Annotated in this window: 23 protein-coding genes; 18 read left to right on the top strand and 5 right to left on the bottom strand. The window is 45.3% G+C overall.

The genetic code is table 11. The features are described 5' to 3' along the window. The first annotated feature begins 89 nt into the window (after positions 1-89). The 4 genes from GC097_RS26315 (at position 90) to GC097_RS26300 (ending at position 1,430) form a co-directional block, all read left to right on the top strand. Complete coding sequence (locus GC097_RS26315) at positions 90-392, top strand: YlaH-like family protein (protein ID WP_246294451.1); 303 nt, start codon at positions 90-92, stop codon at positions 390-392. Further along, entirely contained in the window at positions 389-820 is a 432-nt protein-coding gene (locus GC097_RS26310) for a hypothetical protein (RefSeq protein WP_171686231.1), read from the top strand. The genes GC097_RS26315 and GC097_RS26310 overlap by 4 nt, the downstream gene beginning before the upstream one ends. A 1-nt stretch (position 821) precedes the next feature. Then, positions 822-1,103: a hypothetical protein gene (locus tag GC097_RS26305; protein WP_171686230.1), complete on the top strand. Its 282-nt coding sequence runs from the start codon at positions 822-824 to the stop codon at positions 1,101-1,103. Positions 1,104-1,283: 180 nt separating this feature from the next. After that, positions 1,284-1,430, top strand: coding sequence for a hypothetical protein (locus GC097_RS26300; RefSeq protein WP_171686229.1), 147 nt, complete (start codon positions 1,284-1,286; stop codon positions 1,428-1,430). A gap of 42 nt (positions 1,431-1,472) precedes the next feature. On the opposite strand, the gene GC097_RS26295 is transcribed toward GC097_RS26300, so the two are convergent. Next, positions 1,473-2,000 (bottom strand): YhcN/YlaJ family sporulation lipoprotein, encoded by a 528-nt coding sequence (locus GC097_RS26295; protein WP_246294450.1) that lies wholly within the window; start codon positions 1,998-2,000, stop codon positions 1,473-1,475. Positions 2,001-2,134: 134 nt separating this feature from the next. On the opposite strand from GC097_RS26295, the gene GC097_RS26290 reads away from it, so the two are divergent. Continuing rightward, positions 2,135-3,466: a PhoH family protein gene (locus GC097_RS26290; RefSeq protein WP_171686227.1), complete on the top strand. Its 1,332-nt coding sequence runs from the start codon at positions 2,135-2,137 to the stop codon at positions 3,464-3,466. Between the two features lie 57 nt (positions 3,467-3,523). Here GC097_RS26290 and GC097_RS26285 read toward each other — a convergent pair whose 3' ends face one another. From GC097_RS26285 to GC097_RS26275, 3 genes are all read right to left on the bottom strand, one after another. Continuing rightward, on the bottom strand, positions 3,524-4,012 hold the full coding sequence (locus tag GC097_RS26285; protein WP_171686226.1) for a hypothetical protein: 489 nt from the start codon (positions 4,010-4,012) through the stop codon (positions 3,524-3,526). Positions 4,013-4,049: 37 nt separating this feature from the next. Then, complete coding sequence (locus GC097_RS26280; protein ID WP_171686225.1) at positions 4,050-5,144, bottom strand: coiled-coil domain-containing protein; 1,095 nt, start codon at positions 5,142-5,144, stop codon at positions 4,050-4,052. A gap of 103 nt (positions 5,145-5,247) precedes the next feature. Then, the gene (locus tag GC097_RS26275; protein ID WP_171686224.1) at positions 5,248-6,213 is read right to left on the bottom strand and encodes a hypothetical protein; all 966 of its coding nucleotides are present in this window, start codon (positions 6,211-6,213) and stop codon (positions 5,248-5,250) included. Between the two features lie 89 nt (positions 6,214-6,302). On the opposite strand from GC097_RS26275, the gene GC097_RS26270 reads away from it, so the two are divergent. After that, on the top strand, positions 6,303-7,427 hold the full coding sequence (locus tag GC097_RS26270; protein ID WP_171686223.1) for a class I SAM-dependent methyltransferase: 1,125 nt from the start codon (positions 6,303-6,305) through the stop codon (positions 7,425-7,427). A gap of 62 nt (positions 7,428-7,489) precedes the next feature. Here the strand turns inward: GC097_RS26270 and GC097_RS26265 are convergent, their stop codons facing one another. Beyond that, positions 7,490-7,720, bottom strand: coding sequence for a DUF2626 domain-containing protein (locus GC097_RS26265; protein ID WP_028558057.1), 231 nt, complete (start codon positions 7,718-7,720; stop codon positions 7,490-7,492). 310 nt (positions 7,721-8,030) lie between these two features. Here GC097_RS26265 and GC097_RS26260 point away from each other — a divergent pair, with 310 nt between their 5' ends. The 12 genes from GC097_RS26260 (at position 8,031) to GC097_RS26205 (ending at position 21,168) form a co-directional block, all read left to right on the top strand. Next, the gene (locus GC097_RS26260) at positions 8,031-8,684 is read left to right on the top strand and encodes an RsfA family transcriptional regulator (protein ID WP_171686222.1); all 654 of its coding nucleotides are present in this window, start codon (positions 8,031-8,033) and stop codon (positions 8,682-8,684) included. 109 nt (positions 8,685-8,793) lie between these two features. After that, the gene (locus tag GC097_RS26255) at positions 8,794-9,762 is read left to right on the top strand and encodes a ketopantoate reductase family protein (RefSeq protein ID WP_171686221.1); all 969 of its coding nucleotides are present in this window, start codon (positions 8,794-8,796) and stop codon (positions 9,760-9,762) included. Positions 9,763-9,777: 15 nt separating this feature from the next. Then, a complete protein-coding gene (locus GC097_RS26250; protein WP_171686220.1) occupies positions 9,778-10,179 on the top strand; it encodes a DUF3397 family protein in 402 nt (133 codons plus the stop codon). Between the two features lie 396 nt (positions 10,180-10,575). Then, positions 10,576-12,261, top strand: a complete 1,686-nt coding sequence (locus GC097_RS26245; protein ID WP_171686219.1) for a peptide ABC transporter substrate-binding protein — start codon at positions 10,576-10,578, stop codon at positions 12,259-12,261. A gap of 103 nt (positions 12,262-12,364) precedes the next feature. Further along, positions 12,365-13,297, top strand: a complete 933-nt coding sequence (locus tag GC097_RS26240; RefSeq protein ID WP_171686218.1) for an ABC transporter permease — start codon at positions 12,365-12,367, stop codon at positions 13,295-13,297. 3 nt (positions 13,298-13,300) lie between these two features. Continuing rightward, positions 13,301-14,233, top strand: coding sequence for an ABC transporter permease (locus GC097_RS26235; RefSeq protein ID WP_171686217.1), 933 nt, complete (start codon positions 13,301-13,303; stop codon positions 14,231-14,233). Positions 14,234-14,249: 16 nt separating this feature from the next. Continuing rightward, positions 14,250-15,284 carry an ABC transporter ATP-binding protein gene (locus GC097_RS26230; RefSeq protein WP_171686216.1) on the top strand — a complete coding sequence of 345 codons (1,035 nt, stop codon included), beginning with the start codon at positions 14,250-14,252 and terminating at the stop codon, positions 15,282-15,284. Continuing rightward, positions 15,277-16,239, top strand: a complete 963-nt coding sequence (locus GC097_RS26225) for an ABC transporter ATP-binding protein (protein WP_157321594.1) — start codon at positions 15,277-15,279, stop codon at positions 16,237-16,239. Before GC097_RS26230 ends, GC097_RS26225 begins: the two co-directional genes overlap by 8 nt. Positions 16,240-16,398: 159 nt before the next feature. Next, positions 16,399-18,027 carry a bacillithiol biosynthesis cysteine-adding enzyme BshC gene (gene bshC / locus GC097_RS26220; RefSeq protein ID WP_246294449.1) on the top strand — a complete coding sequence of 543 codons (1,629 nt, stop codon included), beginning with the start codon at positions 16,399-16,401 and terminating at the stop codon, positions 18,025-18,027. 12 nt (positions 18,028-18,039) lie between these two features. Next, positions 18,040-19,302: an adenosylhomocysteinase gene (locus tag GC097_RS26215; RefSeq protein ID WP_171686214.1), complete on the top strand. Its 1,263-nt coding sequence runs from the start codon at positions 18,040-18,042 to the stop codon at positions 19,300-19,302. Positions 19,303-19,412: 110 nt separating this feature from the next. After that, positions 19,413-19,574: a hypothetical protein gene (locus GC097_RS26210; RefSeq protein WP_171686213.1), complete on the top strand. Its 162-nt coding sequence runs from the start codon at positions 19,413-19,415 to the stop codon at positions 19,572-19,574. A 502-nt stretch (positions 19,575-20,076) separates the two neighbouring features. After that, on the top strand, positions 20,077-21,168 hold the full coding sequence (locus GC097_RS26205) for a DUF4349 domain-containing protein (RefSeq protein WP_171686212.1): 1,092 nt from the start codon (positions 20,077-20,079) through the stop codon (positions 21,166-21,168). The last annotated feature ends 77 nt before the right edge of the window (positions 21,169-21,245 follow it).

Here is a 21,245-nt window from a genome sequence, read left to right as displayed (position 1 = left end):
AGGGGAAATGTCAGCCAACCGGCTGCATTTCCCTTTATTTATTTGCGGAATTGAGCGATAATGAGAGCTGACATTACTTTTTTAGCGAAATGGAGTGTATCGTGTTGACGGCTTTGAACGAGTGGTTTGGTAATCACATTTACATCACTTATTTGTTAATCTTTATATTCATGTCCTACGTGTATAACAAAGTTTTCCGGACACGCAAATTGCCGGTCCTTAAGACTGCCATCGTCTATTTGCTTATGGCCATCGGTTCGATCATGCTGCTTGGTTTTCAACTTGTGGGATTGCCGATTGTCCTGTGCTTAACTGTAGCTATTTCTTTAATGTTTCTGGTTCGAATTCGCTATTTCATCGAGAAAAGAACCGGGAGCGGTAACCCGGAATGACGCGGTATTGGTTAACTCCGATTGTCAGCTATTCGCCATTGGTGCTTGGAGCTGACCGGATCGACTGTACGCCGCCGGGTTCATTAGAAATGCTTCGAGAACAAGCAAATGGAAAGCATCCGAGACTGCTCGCTATGTTTAAATCCAGTCTGTTAGTAAGCGATGACGAGGAGTTATGCGGTTCTGAGTTTGTAGAATTGGATTTAGGGCATGCTGACGCGATTTGTTTTGACGGAAACCCTTTTCACCTTTCGCATTGTGCAGAAGCTTTTCTGGACCGTCTGCTCACGCGCAAGGAGGCTATGCAACTGGTCTCTGCGTTGAATGAACGCGATTTGGATGCTGAGTCTATCAACTGGAAAAATCAATGGCTGCGTTGGCTGGAGTCTGGCTGCGACGTTATTTTACTTAGGGAGGATGGGCATTAAGATGAATCTCCAGGATACGTTTTTCAATTGGCTTCAAATGCACATTGTCAGCGAAGCAAGACCTAGTGATGAGGCGGCCCAAGAAACGCTCGATTTCTTCGCTATGATTTTGCAGGAAGATCATGGAGTCAGCCATGTTGAACTTGTGGATGAATCCGATCCCATGAAAATTCACATTTCCTATGAGCGCGAGGGGATGAAGAGCATACAGAGTTTTGATCGGGAAGCCGCGGAAAAGCTGCTGGATGATATTAATGCCAATCCTATTTACAATAATCAGTAGGCGAGACATTTGGGGACATAACTTTCTTTATCCGACGTACAATAAGGTATATCTGGATGATAAAGGAGTGTTCGCATGACCTGAAAATAGATACATAATGGTGGAACGCTTGCCACCGGCTATGCTATACTGTTAGTGTAAGGATCGTTTTCAACCACCTTTGTAGGAGGCGCAAGCGATATGGCTGAACACATCACAGCAGCTTTACCGGAGCATAAGATGAACAGCGCCCTAATGATGACAACAGATGAATATGCGAAAACTTTTGCGTGCCGAGTAACGGATAAGCGAATCGGCCAAGTTTTTGATGCGATAAAAAAAGCCTAGATCTGCTGTGTGCAGTCAGGCTTTTTGTCATCTTTCCGCGAATTATGGATGTGGATTCCCTGCCTGATTCGCATCATTAGGACCCGGTCCCGTATTGTCTTGGGGATTGCGAATATCACGCGGCAGCTGCGGCATGGCCCGGCCCATGATATCCGCCATTTGCTCGGCGAAACCGGTAATCGGCCTTCCTGCACTTATGTTATCCCGGATGTTGCGTAGCCGCTGATCCAGATCCAGATCTGCTGTCACAATGGCATTCACACCGTAGGGATCTTTCTTGAGCGCTTCGGCTACCGAATATTTGACGGTACCGACTTTCGCGCGGTCCAAATCCTTTCTAAGGTTAATGCCAACCACGGCGGTATTGCCGAATACGACACAATGCGCGCTTTCAACATTAGGAATACTGGTGGCTAAGCTTTCCAAACGATCTGCAACTGCTTTAGAATCTTTTATTTCTAGTTTTTGAGGGGCAATTTGTTGGACCTTCACTTGTCTTTGATTTGTATCTTGAGAGGGGGCACCGCTTTTCGGCGCTTGACTACAGCCAACCGCGAGGGTTAGTACCAACGAAAATACGCACAATAGTCTCACTAGAATCGATCCTTTCCTTGAATCTCGCGTTTAGTTTGTCCTGTACAGCTAGGTTGTATGTATGAAATATAACCAATGATCTGACGCCAAATCTGGGAGGGGACACACCAATGAAAAAAATTTACGTGTTAGATACCAATGTACTGCTTCAGGACCCAAATGCTTTGTTCGCGTTCGAAGATAATGAAGTAGTCATACCCGCCGTGGTGTTGGAGGAAATCGATTCTAAGAAACGAAATGCGGATGAAATAGGCCGAAATGCGAGACATGTTTCCCGGTTGCTCGATGGATTAAGGACCAAGGGCACCTTGTCCGATGGCATTACGCTTGAACAAGGCGGAAGCATTAAAGTAGAACTTAACCATCGCAGTTTTGCTAAACTGCAGGATACATTTTCCGAGTTGACGAATGATAACCGAATCCTTGCGGTTGCGCTCAATTACCATTTGGAAGAGCAAGCTAATGATTATCCGAGACCCGTCGTGATCGTAAGTAAAGATACGCTGGTGCGGATCAAAGCGGATGTGCTTGGCATTCCTGCGCAGGATTATTTAACTGACCGTATCGTAGCTCAGACGGATATGTACACGGGGTGCATCACACTCTATGTTCACCCGTCTGTGATTGACGAATTTTACTCATATCGTTTCTTAACCGTGACTTCCTTGAATTTGGGGTACATGCTTCATCCTCATGAGTTTGTAATATTGCGCGATGAACTAGGTTCTTCCAAATCCGCTCTTCTGAAAGTCACGACGGATGCCAAAAAACTTGAGCCGCTCTTTATGAGTAACGATCCCATCTGGGGAATTGCCGCGCGTAATGCGCAGCAGCGCATGGCTCTTGAGCTTCTGCTCAATGACGATATCCCGCTCGTCACCCTCACTGGGAAAGCGGGTACAGGCAAGACGCTGCTTACGCTGGCCGCTGGCCTTATGAAGATTGAAGATGACAGGAAATACAAGAAATTGCTTATTGCTCGTCCTGTTGTACCCATGGGCAAGGATATCGGTTATTTGCCTGGTGAAAAAGAGGAAAAGCTGCGTCCATGGATGCAGCCGATCTATGATAATTTGGAGTATTTATTCGATACGAAAAAACCGGGTGACATCGAGAAGGTGCTTGCCGGCCTGGGCAGCATTCAAGTCGAAGCGCTCACGTATATTCGCGGACGTTCCATTCCCGGACAATTCATCATCATCGATGAAGCACAAAACTTATCCAAGCACGAGATCAAAACGATCGTTTCCCGCGTAGGCGAGGGCAGTAAAATTGTCCTGTTAGGGGATCCTGACCAAATTGACCATCCGTATCTCGATGCTTCAAGCAACGGATTAACGTATGTGGTGGAACGATTTAAACAGGAAGGCATTAGCGGGCATATTACGCTGGAGCGGGGAGAACGTTCGCATCTGGCACAGTTAGCGGCTGATTTGCTCTGATCATACAAGAAACCCCTCATTCCACATCGAAGTGGGAATGAGGGGTTTTTGTTTGTTTTAGGCAAGAATTTCGATGCGGCATCGATAAGCTTTAGCGATACCATGCATAAGCTCTTCGAGCTGGCGGTCTACGACATAAATATCACGTTGATCGTCCTTGTAGAGGGCGAGAAGATGTTCTTCGATTTGCAGCGAGGCTTGATCGACATCCGCCTCTTTGCTATCTTCGGTAAAGCGGAAAGGGACAATCAATTTCTCGTACAAGTAATTGTGCTCGCCTTCGCTTGTAAACCCATAATCGCTGAAAAGGTCCGTCAATTCCGCGTCTTCCGGGAGCAGGCCCAGCGCCATTTGGTCCGTATCGACGTTGTGCTGCGCCATGACTTCCAGAACAGCAAACTTCTGCGCTTCATTGCTGACAATTAACATTTCGTTGTCGCGGTCGAATATTTCCGCTTTGCCGGCTAGCGCTTTCTCGATCTCAGCGTAAAAGCTGAGCAGTCTTCCTTCGGGTACATCCATTAATAGTCCAATTTTCGATTGCATCGTATGTCCTCGCTTCATTTAGTGATCCATAGCTAGTTTACAAGGATAATTTGAGTTTCACAACTGCGGTGCCATTTTTCGTTTGAACACTAACGACATCCAGATAGCTGACGATTTTTTTCGGCACGAAACCGAGTTGAAATTCCTTTGAGAAATCTTCAATTGTGGTGTCGGGCAGTTGGAAGCCATTGAATTCAAGGTTATCCACGACAAATCGGACCTCATTCATGTCCGGATTTTCCTTCAATATGAATTTGCCAGCGATTGTTACCTGTACTTGATCCTTCTGACCCTTGGCAATAATGGCATCATCGGCAAACTGGAAGTTCAAGTCTTGCAGCAGCTCGTTTTTGTCATGCAAATAGGTGTTAAAATCCGTGTCGCTGATTGTAATAACAGGATTTTTAATCGAAGATAAGTCCATAAATTTATTTTCTTTCGTTACATACTGCGGAAGCTCCCGGAACGCTGCGGATAAATTATTCAAATACTCGCGGAATAAGGGGATCCCCTCTTTTTTCCATTGTTCATTTAAGCTTTTAATTTGCGCCTCGATGGCGGGTGCTTGGGCACTGACGGCAAGCTGTGTATCCAGCTCTTCTTGCAGCTTCACGAGCCTTTCCCGCTGCTCAAGATATTTATCTTTCGTCTTTTGCAGTTCGTCGCGAGAGGCTTGCAGCACGCCTTGCAAACTTTTCAATTTATTAAACGAATCCGTAAAAGCCGCTAAGGCGCGATGATCATTCGTTATGATCATTTGCAAATATTCGAACATGCGCAAGGCATCCGCAAAGGAATTAACGGAAAACAGCAGCATCCAGATCGAATCGCGGTCTCCGGTGTAATAAGCCCTCATCACTTTGCCTGCATGCTTTCGCGTACTGTCAACATTGCTGTTCTGCTTCATAATATCTTGTTCATTTTGCTTAATTTGCAGGACGATCTTGGCATCTTGCTCATTAAGCCGGCTAACTTCTTTGTCGATCTCAAAGATGGTAAGTCCTTTTTGTACGAGTGCTTTGGCTTCTTCAGCTCCCGGATTATTTTCTTCAGCCATTACTGTATGAACCGGCAGCGTCAGCTGCAGCAGTAATAGTAAGGACGTCATCATAGCTATGAATTTATATTTCATCGAACGCATTCTCCCCCTATGAACAGATTATCATATATTTCTATTAAATGAAGCACAAAAAAATACTTACTTCGGGGGATGAAGTAAGTATTAGGTACGATATCTATTTTTTAGCGGGCGCTATGAGTTTCAAAATATCATCAAAGCTTTTCACTTTCTTCGGTACTTCTTTGGTTAACGGGGTAGCTTTATTAATAGCGTCGTAGCTCTGGTGAAGGACGATATGATTGTCCTGAGCCTTGCCATCGACAGTCATTTGAAAGGTGATATCGAAAGTTTGATCACGTATAAAGCCGCTGTCATCAATTGCGACAACCATTTTGCTCGGTGCTTTCAGCTGAGTGGCAGAAGGTTGCGATTTTTTGAGCTGTTCGGCTTTGTCTGCTGTAAGAAGTCCGTTGTTTTGCAGGTACCCGTAAAATTCAGGCAGCTTTGTTTGGAATAATGTATTGATTTCTTTTTCGTTTTTGCTTGTGAGCTCGACGCTAATCGATTTGGCGGATGATCCGTCTTTTAGCTTGACGGGTTCCTTGGCTTCTTTGTACCATTTTGGATCAATGCCATTAAAAACGAGATTGCTAAGCGCGCTGGACAGCTGGGATGTGTTCTTCAAAGTGTCTAACGATAAAGCGCTCTTGCCGTTTTGGCTCATTTGCTGCAAATCAATGGCATAATACTCGTCAGGCGTCTTATTTAATGCTGGCATATTAAAATACAATTTGCTATCTTTAATGAGAATCGGTATCTCGATAGGCGATGTAGAGCCTTTAGGCGTTATTTTCAAATCCGTTTGGAATTCGAGCGGTTCTACATTGCTGATCCCTTTCCAATCCAGGGTGCTTTCTTTCATTAAAGAGAGAAGTCCATTCGTTAAAGGGTTTGACGATTTCAATAAGGCATCACTAATGGCAAGCGTTGTGCTGCCTTCAAAGGTGTAAGATTTCATTTCGTTTTGTTTGCTGAGCGATTGTTCGAAAGCGTCTTTCACTTGCGTATTGTCTGTACAAGCTGTCAACGATAGCAGGCTGATTGCCGTTACCGCTGTAAAGGTGATCCACTTCTTTGACATGCGAGTTTTGTCTCTCCTTCCATTATTCATTTTCATTATAAAGGTTTCCAGCAGCTTTGTCTTTAAGTAAACAATTGGAGGGGGTTCATTTGAATCTTCAGCTCGGACATCCGGAAGTTGTTGCAACGATCATTAAAGCCATACAATCCGCAGAAAAAAAAGCAATCTCTTTCCGTGACTATATGGAAATATGTCTTTACAGCGAGCCTTACGGCTATTATCGCAATGAGAACGTCAAGATAGGCAAGGAAGGAGACTTCTATACCAGCTCTTCCATCGGATCTGTGATGGGGGAAATGATAGCGTCCTTCATAAACGGTCAACTGCAGCAGCATAGCCAGCTTTCGGGCACGGAGCCGATTCATCTTGTTGAGTGGGGTGGGGGAAACGGGCGAATGGCCCTTCACCTTTTGGACGAATTGAAAAGAAGTTCTCCTGCGGTCTACGATCGATTAACTTATACGCTAATTGAGTCAAGCGCCTATCACCGCGCGCTTCAGCAAAGTGCTTTGGAGGCACATGAGCAGCTGATTGAGTTTGCCAGCGAAGCTGAGTGGCTCGCTCAGGAGCCTCAAGAGCATATGTTTATTGTTGCCAACGAACTGTTGGACGCTTTCCCGGTACACCGAATCCGCTATAAAGAGGGGAAATATGAGGAAGCCTATGTTAGTTGGCTGGAACAAGAGCAGATGTTCACGGAAATATGGCTTCCCGATCTCTCCGAGCAATTAGTAGACAGCTTAGCTAGGTCAAAGGTTCAATGGTTGGAAGGTCAAATCGGTGAATTTAACCTAGAGAGTTCGGCATGGATCTCCCGAGTGTCACGGCGCATGAAGAGCGGGTGCTGCATAGTCATTGATTACGGAGATGTCGAAGACGAGCTGTATGCCGCGCATCGCTCCCGAGGAACATTAATGGGTTATCGGAAACATCAGGCACATGATAACCCGTTGCTATATCAGGGGGAACAGGATTTGACCTCTCATGTGAACTTCAGCGATTTGGAAACAGCTGCAAGGCAGAGCGGATTTCCGTTTACTAAGCTGCAGACACAAAAGGAGTTCCTGGTAGAACAAGGCATTTTTGAGCGGTTGCAAAATCACTACGACCCCAATCCGTTCAGCGAAGTTTCAAAAAGAAACCGAGCCATCCGGCAGCTTCTCTTAAGCGATCAGATGAGTGAGCTGTTCAAAGTGTTCCTTGCCGTGAAATAGAAAAAAAGGTGAGTCGATGGATAACCATCGGTTCACCTTTTTGTTTGTTGTTTGTTTCTGTACTAGATGGACATTTTGAAAAATGACCAGTACGTAAACCCACTGAAGGAAATAATCATATATCCCCAGAACAACAATATGTAAGTTCGTTCTGACAAGCGCATATAGCCTAGAATGACGAATACGGCTGTTTGGAAAAAGAAAATCAGAGACATAGGTATCATATCGCCGGCTAAACTCATCAGTGCGATAACAAGTGTCCAAAAACCTAAAACCCGAAACATGCGATCCATTCTCGTTACATCCCCCTCTCGTACCACGTTGCACTTTTAACTACATCACATTATACCTTTTGAAGCGAGCAGTGTAAACCGTCAAACGGTGACGAAATTGCAAACATTTCATCGTATAGATGTAGTATGTCTTTTTATCCGAATCCCATGTATGAGTGTTAAAAAATTTGGCAATACCATTTAGTATCAAATAGATTCTATGAACTCTAGTACGGGCATAGAAATAGTAATAATGGCACGAATCAATTTATACTTCGGTACCTGCGAATTGATTCTTCTTTCTGTACATTATGTTAGGAGGTTTAACCTTATGTCGGCTATAAGACAAGATGCTTGGAGCGATGAAGACGATCTGATCTTAGCGGAAGTGACTCTGCGTCACATTAGAGAGGGAAGTACACAATTATCCGCGTTTGAGGAAGTTGGGGAACGTATTGGACGTACTGCGGCGGCATGCGGATTTCGATGGAACAGTTTTGTGAGGAAAAAATATGAAGCGGCGATTCAGATAGCGAAAGCGCAGCGTCAGAAAAGAACGCAGCTCAAGAAACATGCTGCCGTTTCCATCTCAGGCTCTTCTGCTGTCGGTGTCTTGGATGCTCCTGAATTGTCAACAGGCAAAAATGAATCCTTTACGGAAGAAACACTATCGATCGATGCCGTGATCCGCTTCCTGAGACAATGGAGAAATACGTATCAAGATATGAATCGTCATATTAAAAACTTGGAAAAAGAGCTGCAAGACAAGGAAGACGAACTAGATAGACTGGGCAGAGAAAATAACAAGCTCAATAAACAAGTAAACGAAGTGGAAACGGATTATCGCGTCGTCAATGACGATTACAAAGCTTTGATCCAAATTATGGACCGGGCCCGGAAGATGGCATTTTTAGTGGAAGAAGAGGAAGAAGAGAAGCCGCGGTTCAAGATGGATGCAAACGGTAACTTAGAGAGAGTAGAATAAGCCTACTACTGTTCCAGTAGAAGAAAAAGCTTCAGACCTAGGGGAAACCTTGGACTGAGGCTTTTTTGTTGTATAATGATTGACAAAGGTTAAGAGTGGAGGAATCGGGATGCGAATGATGATTATTGGGGCAGGTTCCTTGGGGCTTTTATTTGCTGCGAAACTGTCTGCTTGGTGTGAGCATATGACCGTTGTTGCACGGACGAAGGAGCAGGCAGACCAACTTGCTCAAGAAGGCATACGGTTAGTGGGGGAATCGGAAAGCTATAGGACTACACGCGGCGGTTCAATAGACTTTAGGTATTATCAAACGGAAACGGAAACGGAAATGGAAGCGGGAACGAAGGATATCTCCGTCCAGCCTTATGACTATATTTTTCTCATGGTAAAACAACCTGCAATTACGCAAGAACTCGCACATTATATATATACCCGAAGTTCTTCCAGCACTTATCTGGTAAGTTTCCAAAATGGAATCGGGCATGAATCTATGCTGAGTCAAGCAGCCGAAAGGAACAAGCTCCTGCTCGCAGTAACAACGGAGGGGGCGAAACGAGAAGGGCTTACGGCTGTTTCCCACACAGGCCATGGGACTACCTATATCGGGGTTGCAGGTCTAATGGATCATGATGACGAAAATTCGTTGGAATTTTTAATCGTAAACTTGCTCAATAAGGCAGGATTTCAGACTTTTATGTCGAAGAACATGGAAGTAAGGATCTGGAACAAATTGATTATCAATGCCGTGATCAACCCTCTTACAGCTATTTTGCGCGTGAAAAATGGGGAGCTGTTGGATTCCATTTGGACAAGATCGCTCATGCAAGATCTTTACTGGGAGGCCTGTATGGTCGCGAAGGCAAAAGGCATCGGGCTGCCGGACGATTTGTGGCAAACCATTATAACGGTCTGTGAAGCGACCAGTGGGAATCATTCATCCATGCTGCAGGATATCGAGCTCTCCAGAACGACCGAAATTGACCGAATAAACGGAAGCTTTCTACAGATGGCCGAAGAACTGAACCTCGAGCTTCCAACACATCTCACAGTGTATCGATTAGTGAAAGCTCTAGAATAAAGTAGGTGGTTGAAGATGATGGATGTACTAGTAAGTTGGATTTCCACACTTTATGCGGTTCTGGCTGTAGCACCGTTTATTACGTTTATTTTGTTATGGTTTGCGGTGTTCTTTTTTCTGCGCGATAAGAAAATGACGACTAGACTGACCATGGACGTTACGAACATCTTTCTCCTGGGCTCAGTTTCCTTGATGTGGAATCAATTATTCCATACGAACTTTGGGTTCTGGCTGATTACGCTCATCCTGCTCATTGCGTTTGGTGTCATTGGCGGGTATCAAACACAGTTGAAAGGTCAAACGGATTTGTTAAAAGTAGGCAGAGTCGTCTGGAGGCTCAGCTTTTTAGGGCTCTCTGCCCTTTATATTCTGCTTTTCTTCTTGCATATCGGCAAAAATTACATATTCTCGACGTAAAAAGAGCGTTTTTGTTGGAATTAGGCAAATGCTGAGATTTTTCGAAGGTCTTTGTAATATTTTATTTGAGATTTGTAGAAAATAACAATGAAAATCGTCTAGATTTTATTGACCGATGGTTGTATAATTAGAATCCGTGAGGCACTTAATCTTCATTCTTTATTTACAAATATTCTTACTAAGGTAAATTAAGTCTGGACAAAGCTTGGTTTTATGTTATAATTCCTTGCGTAGAGTCTAGTAATTTTTTTTACCAGAGGTTCAAGTGAGATGTTATGACATGTATGAAGCGGTTTCAATTATTTTCGGGTTAAAGGTGTAAGGTTTATGTCATAAAAACTATCAACACCTAGCCATAGATATTCTAGACATACATAATTTTAGAGGAGGCGTTTTATGAAAGCGACGAAGTGGGTTTCAACAGCAGTAGCATTAACGCTAATGGGTAGCGTTGCGATTGGTTGCGCGAAGAGTGAAGAAAGTCCTTCTGCATCCCCATCCGGAGATACAAAAGGAACTTCAGCTCCAGCTAAATCGAACAAACCGCAAGAAATTAAAATTAACTTTTCCGCAGAGCCGCCAGTTATGGATAGCTCCAAAGCAACTGCAAATGCTGCTTTTACATTTATTAGCGCATTTAACGAAGGTTTGTTCCGTACAGACAAAGACGGTAAAGCAACTCCAGGTCTTGCAAAAGATTTCCCTAAAATCTCTCCAGATGGTTTGACTTACACAATCGACATTCGCGACAACGCAAACTGGTCTGATGGCCAACCGGTAAAAGCTCAAGATTTCGTATACTCCTTCAAACGTACATTGGATCCTGCTACAAAAGGGCAATATAGTTTCGTAGTAGCTTGGATTAAAGGTGGAGAAGCTGTTACTAAAGCGAAAACTCCTGAAGAAGTTAAAAAAGCTCAAGATGCCCTTGGCGTAAAAGCAATCAGCGACAAGCAGCTTGAAATTACTCTTGAGAAACCAGTTACATTCTTTACACAAATGCTTGCGTTCGGAACTTTCTTGCCACAAAGAGAAGATTTCGTAACGAAAGCTGGCGATAAATATGGAGCAGAAGCTGACAAAGTAATCGGTGCAGGTCCATTCATCCTTAGCAAATGGGATCACGGCCAAACACTTGAACTTGTTAAAAACGATAAATACTGGGATGCTGCTAACGTTAAACTTACGAAAGCAACAATCAACATTGTAAAAGATCCAAACACAGGTCTTAACCTGTATGAAACTGACGCAGCTGATTTGACTGAAATCAACCGCGATCAATTGAAACTATACGCTGGTAAGCCAGACAACCTGCCTAAACCAGAGTTGACTAACTCTTACTTGATGTACCAAACTAAGAAAGTTCCAGCCTTGGCTAACAAGAAAATCCGTCAAGCACTAGGTATGGCAATCGATCGTCAAGCTTACGTAGATACAGTTCTTGCTAACGGTTCAGTAGCTTCCACAGGTCTGGTACCTGGCGGTACTTCTGACGGTGCAGGCGGCGACTTCCGTAAATCTGCTGGCGACACTCAACCTAAGTTCGATGCAGCTAAAGCAAAACAATTGCTTGCTGAAGGTTTGAAAGAAGCTGGTTTGACAGCTCTTCCTAAAATGAAAGTGAACGCAGACGATACAGAAACTGCGAAAAAATCACTTGAGTTCATCCTTGCACAATGGAAACAAAACCTTGGATACGAAGCAGAAGCGAACCCAGTTCCACACGCACTGCGTATCGAATTGTCCTCCAAACATGATTTCGAAATCGCACTTTCCCTATGGGGCGCAGATTACAACGATCCAATGACATTCTTGGATATGTGGGTAACTGGCGGAGAGTTTGACGAAGGCGACTACAGCAACCCGCAGTATGACGCACTGATTAAGTCAGCTCAAACAGAGGTTGATCCTTCCAAACGTGCGAAAGCATTGGTTGAAGCTGAGAAAATCCTGATGGATGATCAAGGTGTAGCTCCACTTTACTTCCGTACTCGCGCATACTTGAAAAAACCAAGTATCGATGGTTTGCTTCTTCCTTCCTTCGGTCAAGAGTGGGAATTGAAATGGGCTTCTGTTAAATAATTTTGATCAATAGATTTGTGTATTAAGGGAAGGGGCCGTTTGCACCTCGTGGGAGCGGCCCCTTCTAAATTTCTTAGCTTTAAATTAATAAAGGAGGAGCAATATGGTCAAGTTCATTCTTCGCCGTTTCTTATATGCGCTTATTACGTTATGGCTGATCGCATCATTTACATTCGTATTGATGAAAAACTTACCAGGTAATCCACTAGGAGAAGGCGCTGAACGGATTCCTAAAGCTACGAGAGATATGCTGCTTAAGCAATACGGATTAGATAAGCCATTGTGGGAACAGTATTTGACATTCATGAACAACATCATCCATGGCGATCTAGGAGCTTCCTTTCAATTCCCTGCACATAAAGTTACAGACATTATCAAACAAGCGTTTCCGTCTTCACTAGAACTTGGTTTGATTTCAATCGTGATTGCGATTGTTGTTGGTCTTACATTAGGGATTATTGCAGCGCTGAAGCATAATAAAGCAGGCGATTACACAGCTATGTTTATCGCGATTTTGGGTGTTTCCATCCCATCATTTGTTTTAGGTCCATTGCTTTCGTACTATGTAGGTGTTAAATGGGGGATTCTTCCAGCAGGTTTGTGGAAAGGGCCAAGCTATCGTGTTTTACCGTCGATTGCTCTTTCATTTGGTACCATTGCCATTCTGGCGCGCTTGATGCGGACATCGATGCTGGACGTTCTAAATCAAGATTACATTAAAACGGCTAAATCTAAAGGTTTGTCCAATGTTACGGTTGTTGTGAAGCATACAATTCGAAATGCGATATTACCGGTTATCACGATTATCGGCCCAATATTTGTAAACGTTATTACAGGTACCCTTGTAGTTGAACAAATTTTCTCAGTGCCAGGCTTGGGTAAACATTTCGTTTCATCGGTTTATTCCAACGATTACACCATGATTTCTGGATTAACGATTTTCTATTCAGCCATTCTTATTTTGGTTATCTTTATCACAGATATCGTGTATGGTTTTGTAGACCCTAGAATTCGTCTTGGGAAAGGCGGGAAATAATTCATGCAAACTCCGAATAACGCAACAGAGAATAGCTACAAGTTTGCTCCCGTTGCAAAAGAAGCATTGGCTGGCGAAAGAATAGTAAGACCTTCGCTCAATTATTGGCAGGACGCTTGGAGACGACTTAAGAAAAATAGACTGGCTATGGCTGGCTTAATTATATTGGTTGCTTTAATCGTACTAGCGATTATTGTACCTTTTGTTTCAAGCTACGATTATCAGACGCAGGATCTTAAAATTAAAAATATTTCTCCTAACGCCCAGCACTGGTTCGGTACGGACGACTTCGGCCGCGATATCTGGACTCGTGTATGGTGGGGAACTCGTATCTCCTTGTTCATCGGGATTGTTGCAGCATTGATTGACTTGGTTGTCGGCGTTATTTATGGCGGTATTTCTGCTTACTACGGCGGAAAAGTCGATGAAGTGATGCAGCGTGCAATTGAAATCGTTTATGCGATTCCTTTCTTGCTCATCGCGATTCTGCTCATTATGGTTATCGGTTCCGGTATTTCATCGATTATTTTGGCCATGGCCATAACGGGATGGGTTCCGATGGCGCGTTTGGTCCGCGGTCAAATGCTCACGCTCAAAGAACAGGAATTCGTACTGGCTTCCCGTACGCTTGGCGCATCGCCAATGCGAATCATCTTGCGCAGCTTGATTCCTAATGCGCTTGGGATTATCATTGTACAAATCACTTTCGTCGTTCCATCGGCAATTTTTACCGAAGCGTTCTTAAGCTTCATCGGTCTTGGCGTTAAGCCGCCGCTTGCATCGCTCGGTAACTTGCTGTCTGACGGCGCCAACTATATCCGGTTATACCCGCATCGCCTGATTTTCCCGACCATTATTTTCAGCTTAATATTGTTAAGCTTCAATTTGCTCGGCGACGGGCTTCGCGATGCGCTTGATCCAAAAATGCGCAAGTAAGAAGGGGTGAATAATGATGAGCACCAAAAACAATTTGCTTGAAGTGAAAGATTTGCGAGTTTCTTTCCGTACGTATGCGGGGGAAGTTCAAGCTGTTCGCGGCGTATCTTTTTCTTTGAAAAAAGGTGAAGTGTTGGCGATTGTAGGCGAATCCGGTTGCGGTAAATCCGTTACGGCACAAACGCTCATGCGTTTAATTCCTACTCCGCCTAGTTATATAAAAAGCGGCTCTATCATGTTTGACGGGAAAACGGATATTACCAAGCTTTCCAACAAACAAATGGAAAAAATTCGCGGATCCGAAATCGGTATGATTTTCCAAGATCCGATGACTTCCCTCAATCCGACAATGAAAATCGGCGACCAAATTACTGAGGGTCTTATTAAGCACGAAGGCTTAAGCAAGAAGGCGGCAACCGAGAAAGCGATTGAGATTCTAAAGCTTGTCGGCATCAACTCGCCTGAAGGCCGTATTCATCAATATCCGCATGAGCTTTCCGGTGGTATGCGTCAGCGTGTCATGATCGCGATTGCATTAGCATGCTCGCCTAAGCTTCTTATTGCGGACGAGCCAACAACGGCTCTTGATGTTACGATTCAAGCTCAAATCATTGATTTGATGAAAACAATTTCCGTGAAGACGGACTCATCCATTATTTTGATTACGCATGACCTTGGTGTTGTAGCCGATATGGCGCAGCGCGTCGTGGTTATGTACGCAGGTAAAATTATCGAGCAAGGAACCGTAGATGAAATTTTCTACAATCCGCAGCATCCTTACACATGGGGCTTGCTTCGTTCGGTGCCTCGCTTGGATACAAACGCGAATGAAGAGCTTGTGCCGATTCCAGGTACGCCGCCAGATCTATTTGCACCTCCAGTAGGGTGTGCCTTTGCAGCTAGATGTCCATACGCGATGAATCATTGCTTGGAAGTAGATCCGGAACACACAACGCTCTCCGAGACGCATAGTTCCGCTTGCTGGCTGCTGCACCCGGATGCGCCGAAAGTTGAACGTCCTGTAGGAGTGGGAGGTCATCAACATGTCTAATGCCAATAAACCCATTTTGCAAATTCGCAATATGAAGAAGCATTTTAATCTTGGCAACGGTAAAGTGTTGAAAGCCGTTGACAATTTTTCCATCGAAATCAACCGCGGTGAAACATTCGGTCTCGTAGGAGAATCCGGATGCGGTAAATCCACGGCAGGCAGAACCATTATTAAACTGTATGATGCGACAGAAGGCGAAGTTATTTTCGACGGCGAGGATGTCCATAAACTAAAGGGCAAAAAGCTGAAAGAATTCAACCGGAATATGCAGATGGTATTCCAAGATCCTTACGCATCGTTAAATCCGCGTATGACGGTAGGGAATATCATTGCCGAAGGTATTGATATCCACGGATTATACTCCGGTGCTAAACGCAAGGAACGCGTGATGGAACTGCTTCGCGCTGTTGGTCTGAACGATGAGCATGCGAACCGTTTCCCGCATGAGTTTTCCGGTGGTCAACGTCAACGTATCGGGATTGCCCGTGCGCTTGCGATTGAACCGAAATTCATTATTGCGGACGAACCGATCTCTGCCTTGGACGTTTCCGTTCAAGCTCAGGTTGTTAACCTGTTCAAAAGATTGCAGAAAGAAATGGGCTTGACGTACTTGTTCATCGCGCATGATTTGGCGATGGTGAAGCACATTTCCGATCGTATCGGAGTTATGTACTTAGGTAATCTGGTTGAAGTTACAACCTCGGATGACCTGTATGCGAAGCCTCTACATCCGTACACGCAGTCGCTCTTGTCTGCGATTCCAATCCCGGATCCGGAAATCGAGCGTACGCGTGAGCGCATCATTCTGCAAGGCGACGTACCGAGTCCGCTCAACCCACCAAGCGGTTGTCCGTTCCGTACACGCTGCCCGCAAGCGATGCCGCAATGCGCGGAATCCATGCCGCCAAGCAAAGAAGTGGAACCGAATCACTTTGTGGCTTGTCATTTGTACTAAGTTTTGTCCAGCCGTCCCAAATGGGGCGGCTTTTTGGCGTTCGAATATTTCAATTGTAATTATTTGAAATACAGTTTTGACGATTGCTGGCCTACCGTGTACAATCAAAGAATAGTTGTTTTATTTGGTATGAAGAGGGGACACTAGTCGCATATGCAAATGGAAACTTTTCATTGGAAAAAGAATCAGAAATTAGCTGAAGATTATATTCATCAATCTGCACAAGCTGCAGCCTTATTTCCTTATCATTTTGGTCATCAAGAAGACTGGCAGTCCCGCATAAAGTGGTTGGACGAAGGGCAGCCGACCTTATCGGCTGATCGCGGACGCTTGGTGGAAGTGCTGCGATCATATAACGAGAGAATTGGGAATGCCGAAGCCGCATTTGATCAGATTGCCGCACTTGAGGGCAAAGAGACGCTTGTTATAGTAGGCGGTCAGCAGGCAGGATTGTTCGGCGGTTCGCTGCTTGTACTGTACAAAGCTATAACGATCATACAGTTAGCGCGAGAATGGAGCGCCAAATTAAACCGTCAAGTCGTTCCTATTTTCTGGATCGCCGGCGAGGACCATGATTTTGACGAGGTCAATCATCTGTTTACGCTGTCGAATACGCAGCAGATTGACAAAATCAAGGTCGACCATCCGACAGGACAGCGCACGTCCGTCAGCAAGCTGCGGCTTGAGCCGGAAGCATGGAAGGTTGCTTTGACGGCGCTGGACCAGTCTTTGATGGATACGGAGTTCAAAGCTTCTCTGATGGCGAAACTAGAAAGCGCTGCAGAAGGCGGAGCAACGCTCTCCGACGCTTTTGCCCGTTGGATGGCTATGTTGTTTGGCGAGTATGGACTTGTTCTGATTGATTCGGATGAGCCTTCTCTGCGCACGATAGAATCCCCAATGTTCGAACAGCTTGTTAGGCAAAATGAGGCTTTCGCAGCGTCTCTGCTGAAGAGTCAGGAGGATGTGCAGCAAGCCGGATACAGTTCTCAAGCGGACGTGACGAATGACGGGGCTAATCTTTTCGTGTATGCCGGCGGACATCGTTTGCTGCTGCACCGGGAAGGCGAATATTTTACAGATAAGAAAAAGGAATACCGCTTCACCAAAGAGCAGCTGCAAGATATGGCGGTAACGAGCCCTGAGCAGCTCAGCAATAACGTCATGTCCCGTCCCCTCATGCAGGAGTTTTTGTTCCCTGTGCTGGCGACTGTGCTAGGGCCTGGCGAGATAGCTTACTGGGCGCTTACCAAGCAAGCTTTCAGCCATTTTGGCATGAAGATGCCGATTGTGGCGCCGCGCCTGGAATTTACCTTAATTGAGGGCACCGTGCAGAAGCAAATGCATAAGTATGATTTTACATTTGAGGATGTTATGTATCGTTTTGAGCAAAAAAAGCAAGATTGGTTGGACTCCCAGGATACGTTGCGGTTAAATGAGCGTTTTGATCGGGTGAAAACCGAATTCCGTGACAGCTACGCGCCGCTGGTGGACTCCTTGGCCGTGATTAATCAAGGTGTCAAAAAGCTCGGAGATACGAACCTGGCAAAAATTATAGAGCAGATCGAATTTCTGCAGCACAAAGCAGCAGATGCGTATAAAACGCAGTTTGATGCCACGTTAAGGCAGTTGGAGCGCATCCGGTTAACGATATTACCGTTAGCAAAGCCGCAAGAAAGAGTGTATAATGGGTGTGCTTATATGAATCGATATGGGAATGATTGGCTCAAAGAACTTTTGGAGACGCCGATCCCTGTGGATGGTTTGCACCGTGTTTATTATTTGTAGGAGGAAATGGACATGACAACTATTGAAAAAAGTATTGTTGCCGATATCGCATTGGCGCCTGAAGGTCATTTGAAAATTGATTGGGTCCAAGCACATATGCCAGTTTTGAACCGTATTCGTGAGCAGTTTGAGAAGGAGCAGCCTTTTAAAGGGCTGAAAGTAACCATCTCCTTGCACTTGGAAGCAAAAACAGCCTACTTGGCTAAAGTCGTGCAAGCGGGCGGAGCGGAAGTTACCATTACAGGCAGTAATCCGCTGTCTACGCAGGATGATGTTTGTGCTGCGCTTGTAGAGGACGGCATTACGGTATTCGCGAAATACAATCCTACTCCGGAAGAGTACAAAGAGCTGTTGATTAAAGCGCTTGAAACGAAGCCTGACCTCATTATTGACGATGGCGGCGATCTGGTCTCCATTCTTCACTCTGAGCGTAAGGATCTTGCCGTTCAAGTGCGCGGCGGTGCTGAGGAAACGACAACCGGTATCCTTCGTTTGAAAGCGATGGAAAAGGAAGGCAAGCTGGAGTTCCCGATGGTTGCCGTGAACGATGCATTCTGCAAATATTTGTTTGATAACCGTTACGGTACAGGTCAATCTGTTTGGGACGGCATTAACCGTACAACGAACTTGGTTGTAGCGGGTAAAACAGTCGTTGTTGTCGGCTATGGCTGGTGCGGCAAAGGCGTGGCCATGCGTGCCAAAGGCTTGGGCGCTAATGTCATCGTTACGGAAATTGACGCTATTAAAGCCGTTGAAGCTTACATGGACGGCTTTGCTGTTATGCCGATGATTGAAGCTGCCAAATTAGGCGAATTTTTCGTAACAGTAACGGGGAACCGGGATGTGATTCGCGGCGAGCATTACAAAGTGATGAAGGACGGCGCCATTCTTTCCAATGCCGGCCATTTCGATGTAGAATTCAACAAGCCTGAGCTTGAAGCGCAGTCTGTGTCCAAGCGCACAGTTCGTCGCAATATCGAAGAATACCAACTGACCGATGGTCGCAAAATTTATGCGCTTGCTGAAGGTCGTCTCGTCAACCTGGCTGCAGGTGACGGTCATCCGGCTGAAATTATGGATATGACGTTTGCGCTCCAAGCGATGTCTCTGAAATATGTGAATGATGAGTACGAGAAATTAGGAAAAACCGTTGTCAATGTGCCTTACGTATTGGATGAGCAAGTGGCTAGATTCAAATTAGAATCACTAGGCACAAGTATCGATTCATTGACGGAAGAGCAAAAGTTATACCTCGACAGCTGGGCAGAGCATTAAGAACAAGACAGCCTTTCGGACCGCTTAGCGCGGTTCGGGAGGTTTTTTTTGATGTGATGGGCGTTGGCGCAGCCTTTGTCCTCGCTGACGGACTGAGGGGCCCTTATTCGATGGGAAAGGGCCTCTTTGAACATGTAGCGGACACCAGCGCTGTTACTTGCTCGCTGGGGGGGGATTTCGCTTCGAAATCGGCAAATAAAGTCTCTGGTGTCCGCTCGCAGAGTGATATGACGCTTTTCGCGAAGATAACGGCCGCTGTGTCCGAAGTGTGATGAGACCTAGGCTTCACCTCGTACGATTGAGCTTCATATCCAGCTTCCTCCGCATGCTCGAACATATGGGGTTAGATAAGGAGGCTGTCCCAGTTCCAAATCCATGCTTTACGAAGAAGGTGAGGCAAGTTAACTGGAAAGTCTCCCACTAAATGGTTCGAATGATGACCTAGCAGGGAGTTTAGATGGAAAATCTCCCGTTAATATGAGCGGATGTAGTAGATTATCACAATATCGGTGCAAATAGAGGGAGTTTCTCTCTCTAAATGGATATGACAAGCTTCTGCAGTTGATTTAGAGGGAAATTTTCCTTTTATTTTGACCATAGAAGCATAACTTCTGGGAAGGCTGTCCCACAAGTCATTGAAATGAATGAGGGTAGCCCTCATTTTTTCATAGGACAGACTCTTTCTTAAACTTATGCGCACTTCCTGCAACTTTCCATTCTCGATCTCCGTTTATAGGGTGTATAACCTATATTTGGTAGCGAGGAGATGGCATGATGGGGGTCATGAAGTGGATTCAAAAGGTTTCATTGCTGTTTGCCGTATGTATGCTGGCAGGCAGTCTCTTGGCAGGCTGCAGCTCGTCCAAAAGCGAAACGTCTTCGTCTTCAGGACTGCAAATGAGTGCAACTAGCGACGCTATGAAGATGGATTCGCCTCGCGCGGAAACACAGTCTGCTTCCGTTCCTGCGGTTCAGGCGCAAGCGGCCAGTGATGCCAAAGGAAAAGAGGCAGGCTCCGCGGCTGAGAGTGCGCCAGGAGATGCCAAAGGTGGCGCGATAACGGTGATGCCGGCCATTGGAAGCGATGAAGCAGCAGGCTTTAATCGCAAGTTGATTTATCGCGCTAATCTAGTCATGCCTGTAGAGGATTACAGCAAGGCCCAAACGGCGCTCCGAGATCTGATAGCTTTGAGCGGAGCCTACATCCTGCAGTTTTCGGAGAGTGCCACTACCGGAGAGCGAGGCGGCACCTATACCGTCAAAGTGGCTGCGAACGGCTTTGTTTCTTTGTTAGACGGATTGGAGAAAATCAGTCCGTCGCTGCAAAGAAACGTACAGGGTCAGGATGTGACAGAGGAGTACGTGGACCTTGGCTCACGTTTGAAAGCAAAGCAGATGGTTGAAACCAGATTGCTCGGTTTTATGGAGAAAGCTTCAAAGACGGACGATTTGCTCGCTTTCTCCAATGAACTGTCCAAAGTGCAAGAGACGATCGAACAGATTAAAGGCCGGATGAGATATTTGGATCAAAATGTGGCTTACTCTACGATTGAAATCCGGCTGTATCAGCAAACGGACAAGAAACCGCTTCTGTCAGATCCGAACAACATGACACTGGGAGAACGGCTCCAGAAAGCATGGAATTCTAGCCTAAATGTACTAGTGGCGGTGCTGCAGGGCATTCTTGTTTTCCTGGCTGCGGCTTTTCCGGTCATCGTAATTGCCCTAATTATCGGTGTTCCGATTTGGGTATACAGGCGCAAAAGAAACAAAGAACTGCTGGCGATGAGAAATCAGCTCAAAGAGCAAAATGCTTCTTTGAACTCACTTGAAGAAGAGAAACAAGGAACAATAGACGCAGAATAGACCTAAAATTGAAAAAAAATTCGTAAATCCTGCTTAAGAAGCAGGATTTATTTCGTATTTGGCGAATTAACATTAAA

Origin of the sequence: Paenibacillus planticolens, assembly GCF_013141725.1 — a bacterium.
Taxonomy (GTDB): Bacteria; Bacillota; Bacilli; order Paenibacillales; family NBRC-103111; genus Paenibacillus_E; species Paenibacillus_E planticolens.
This window is presented reverse-complemented; position numbering and strand designations above follow the sequence as displayed.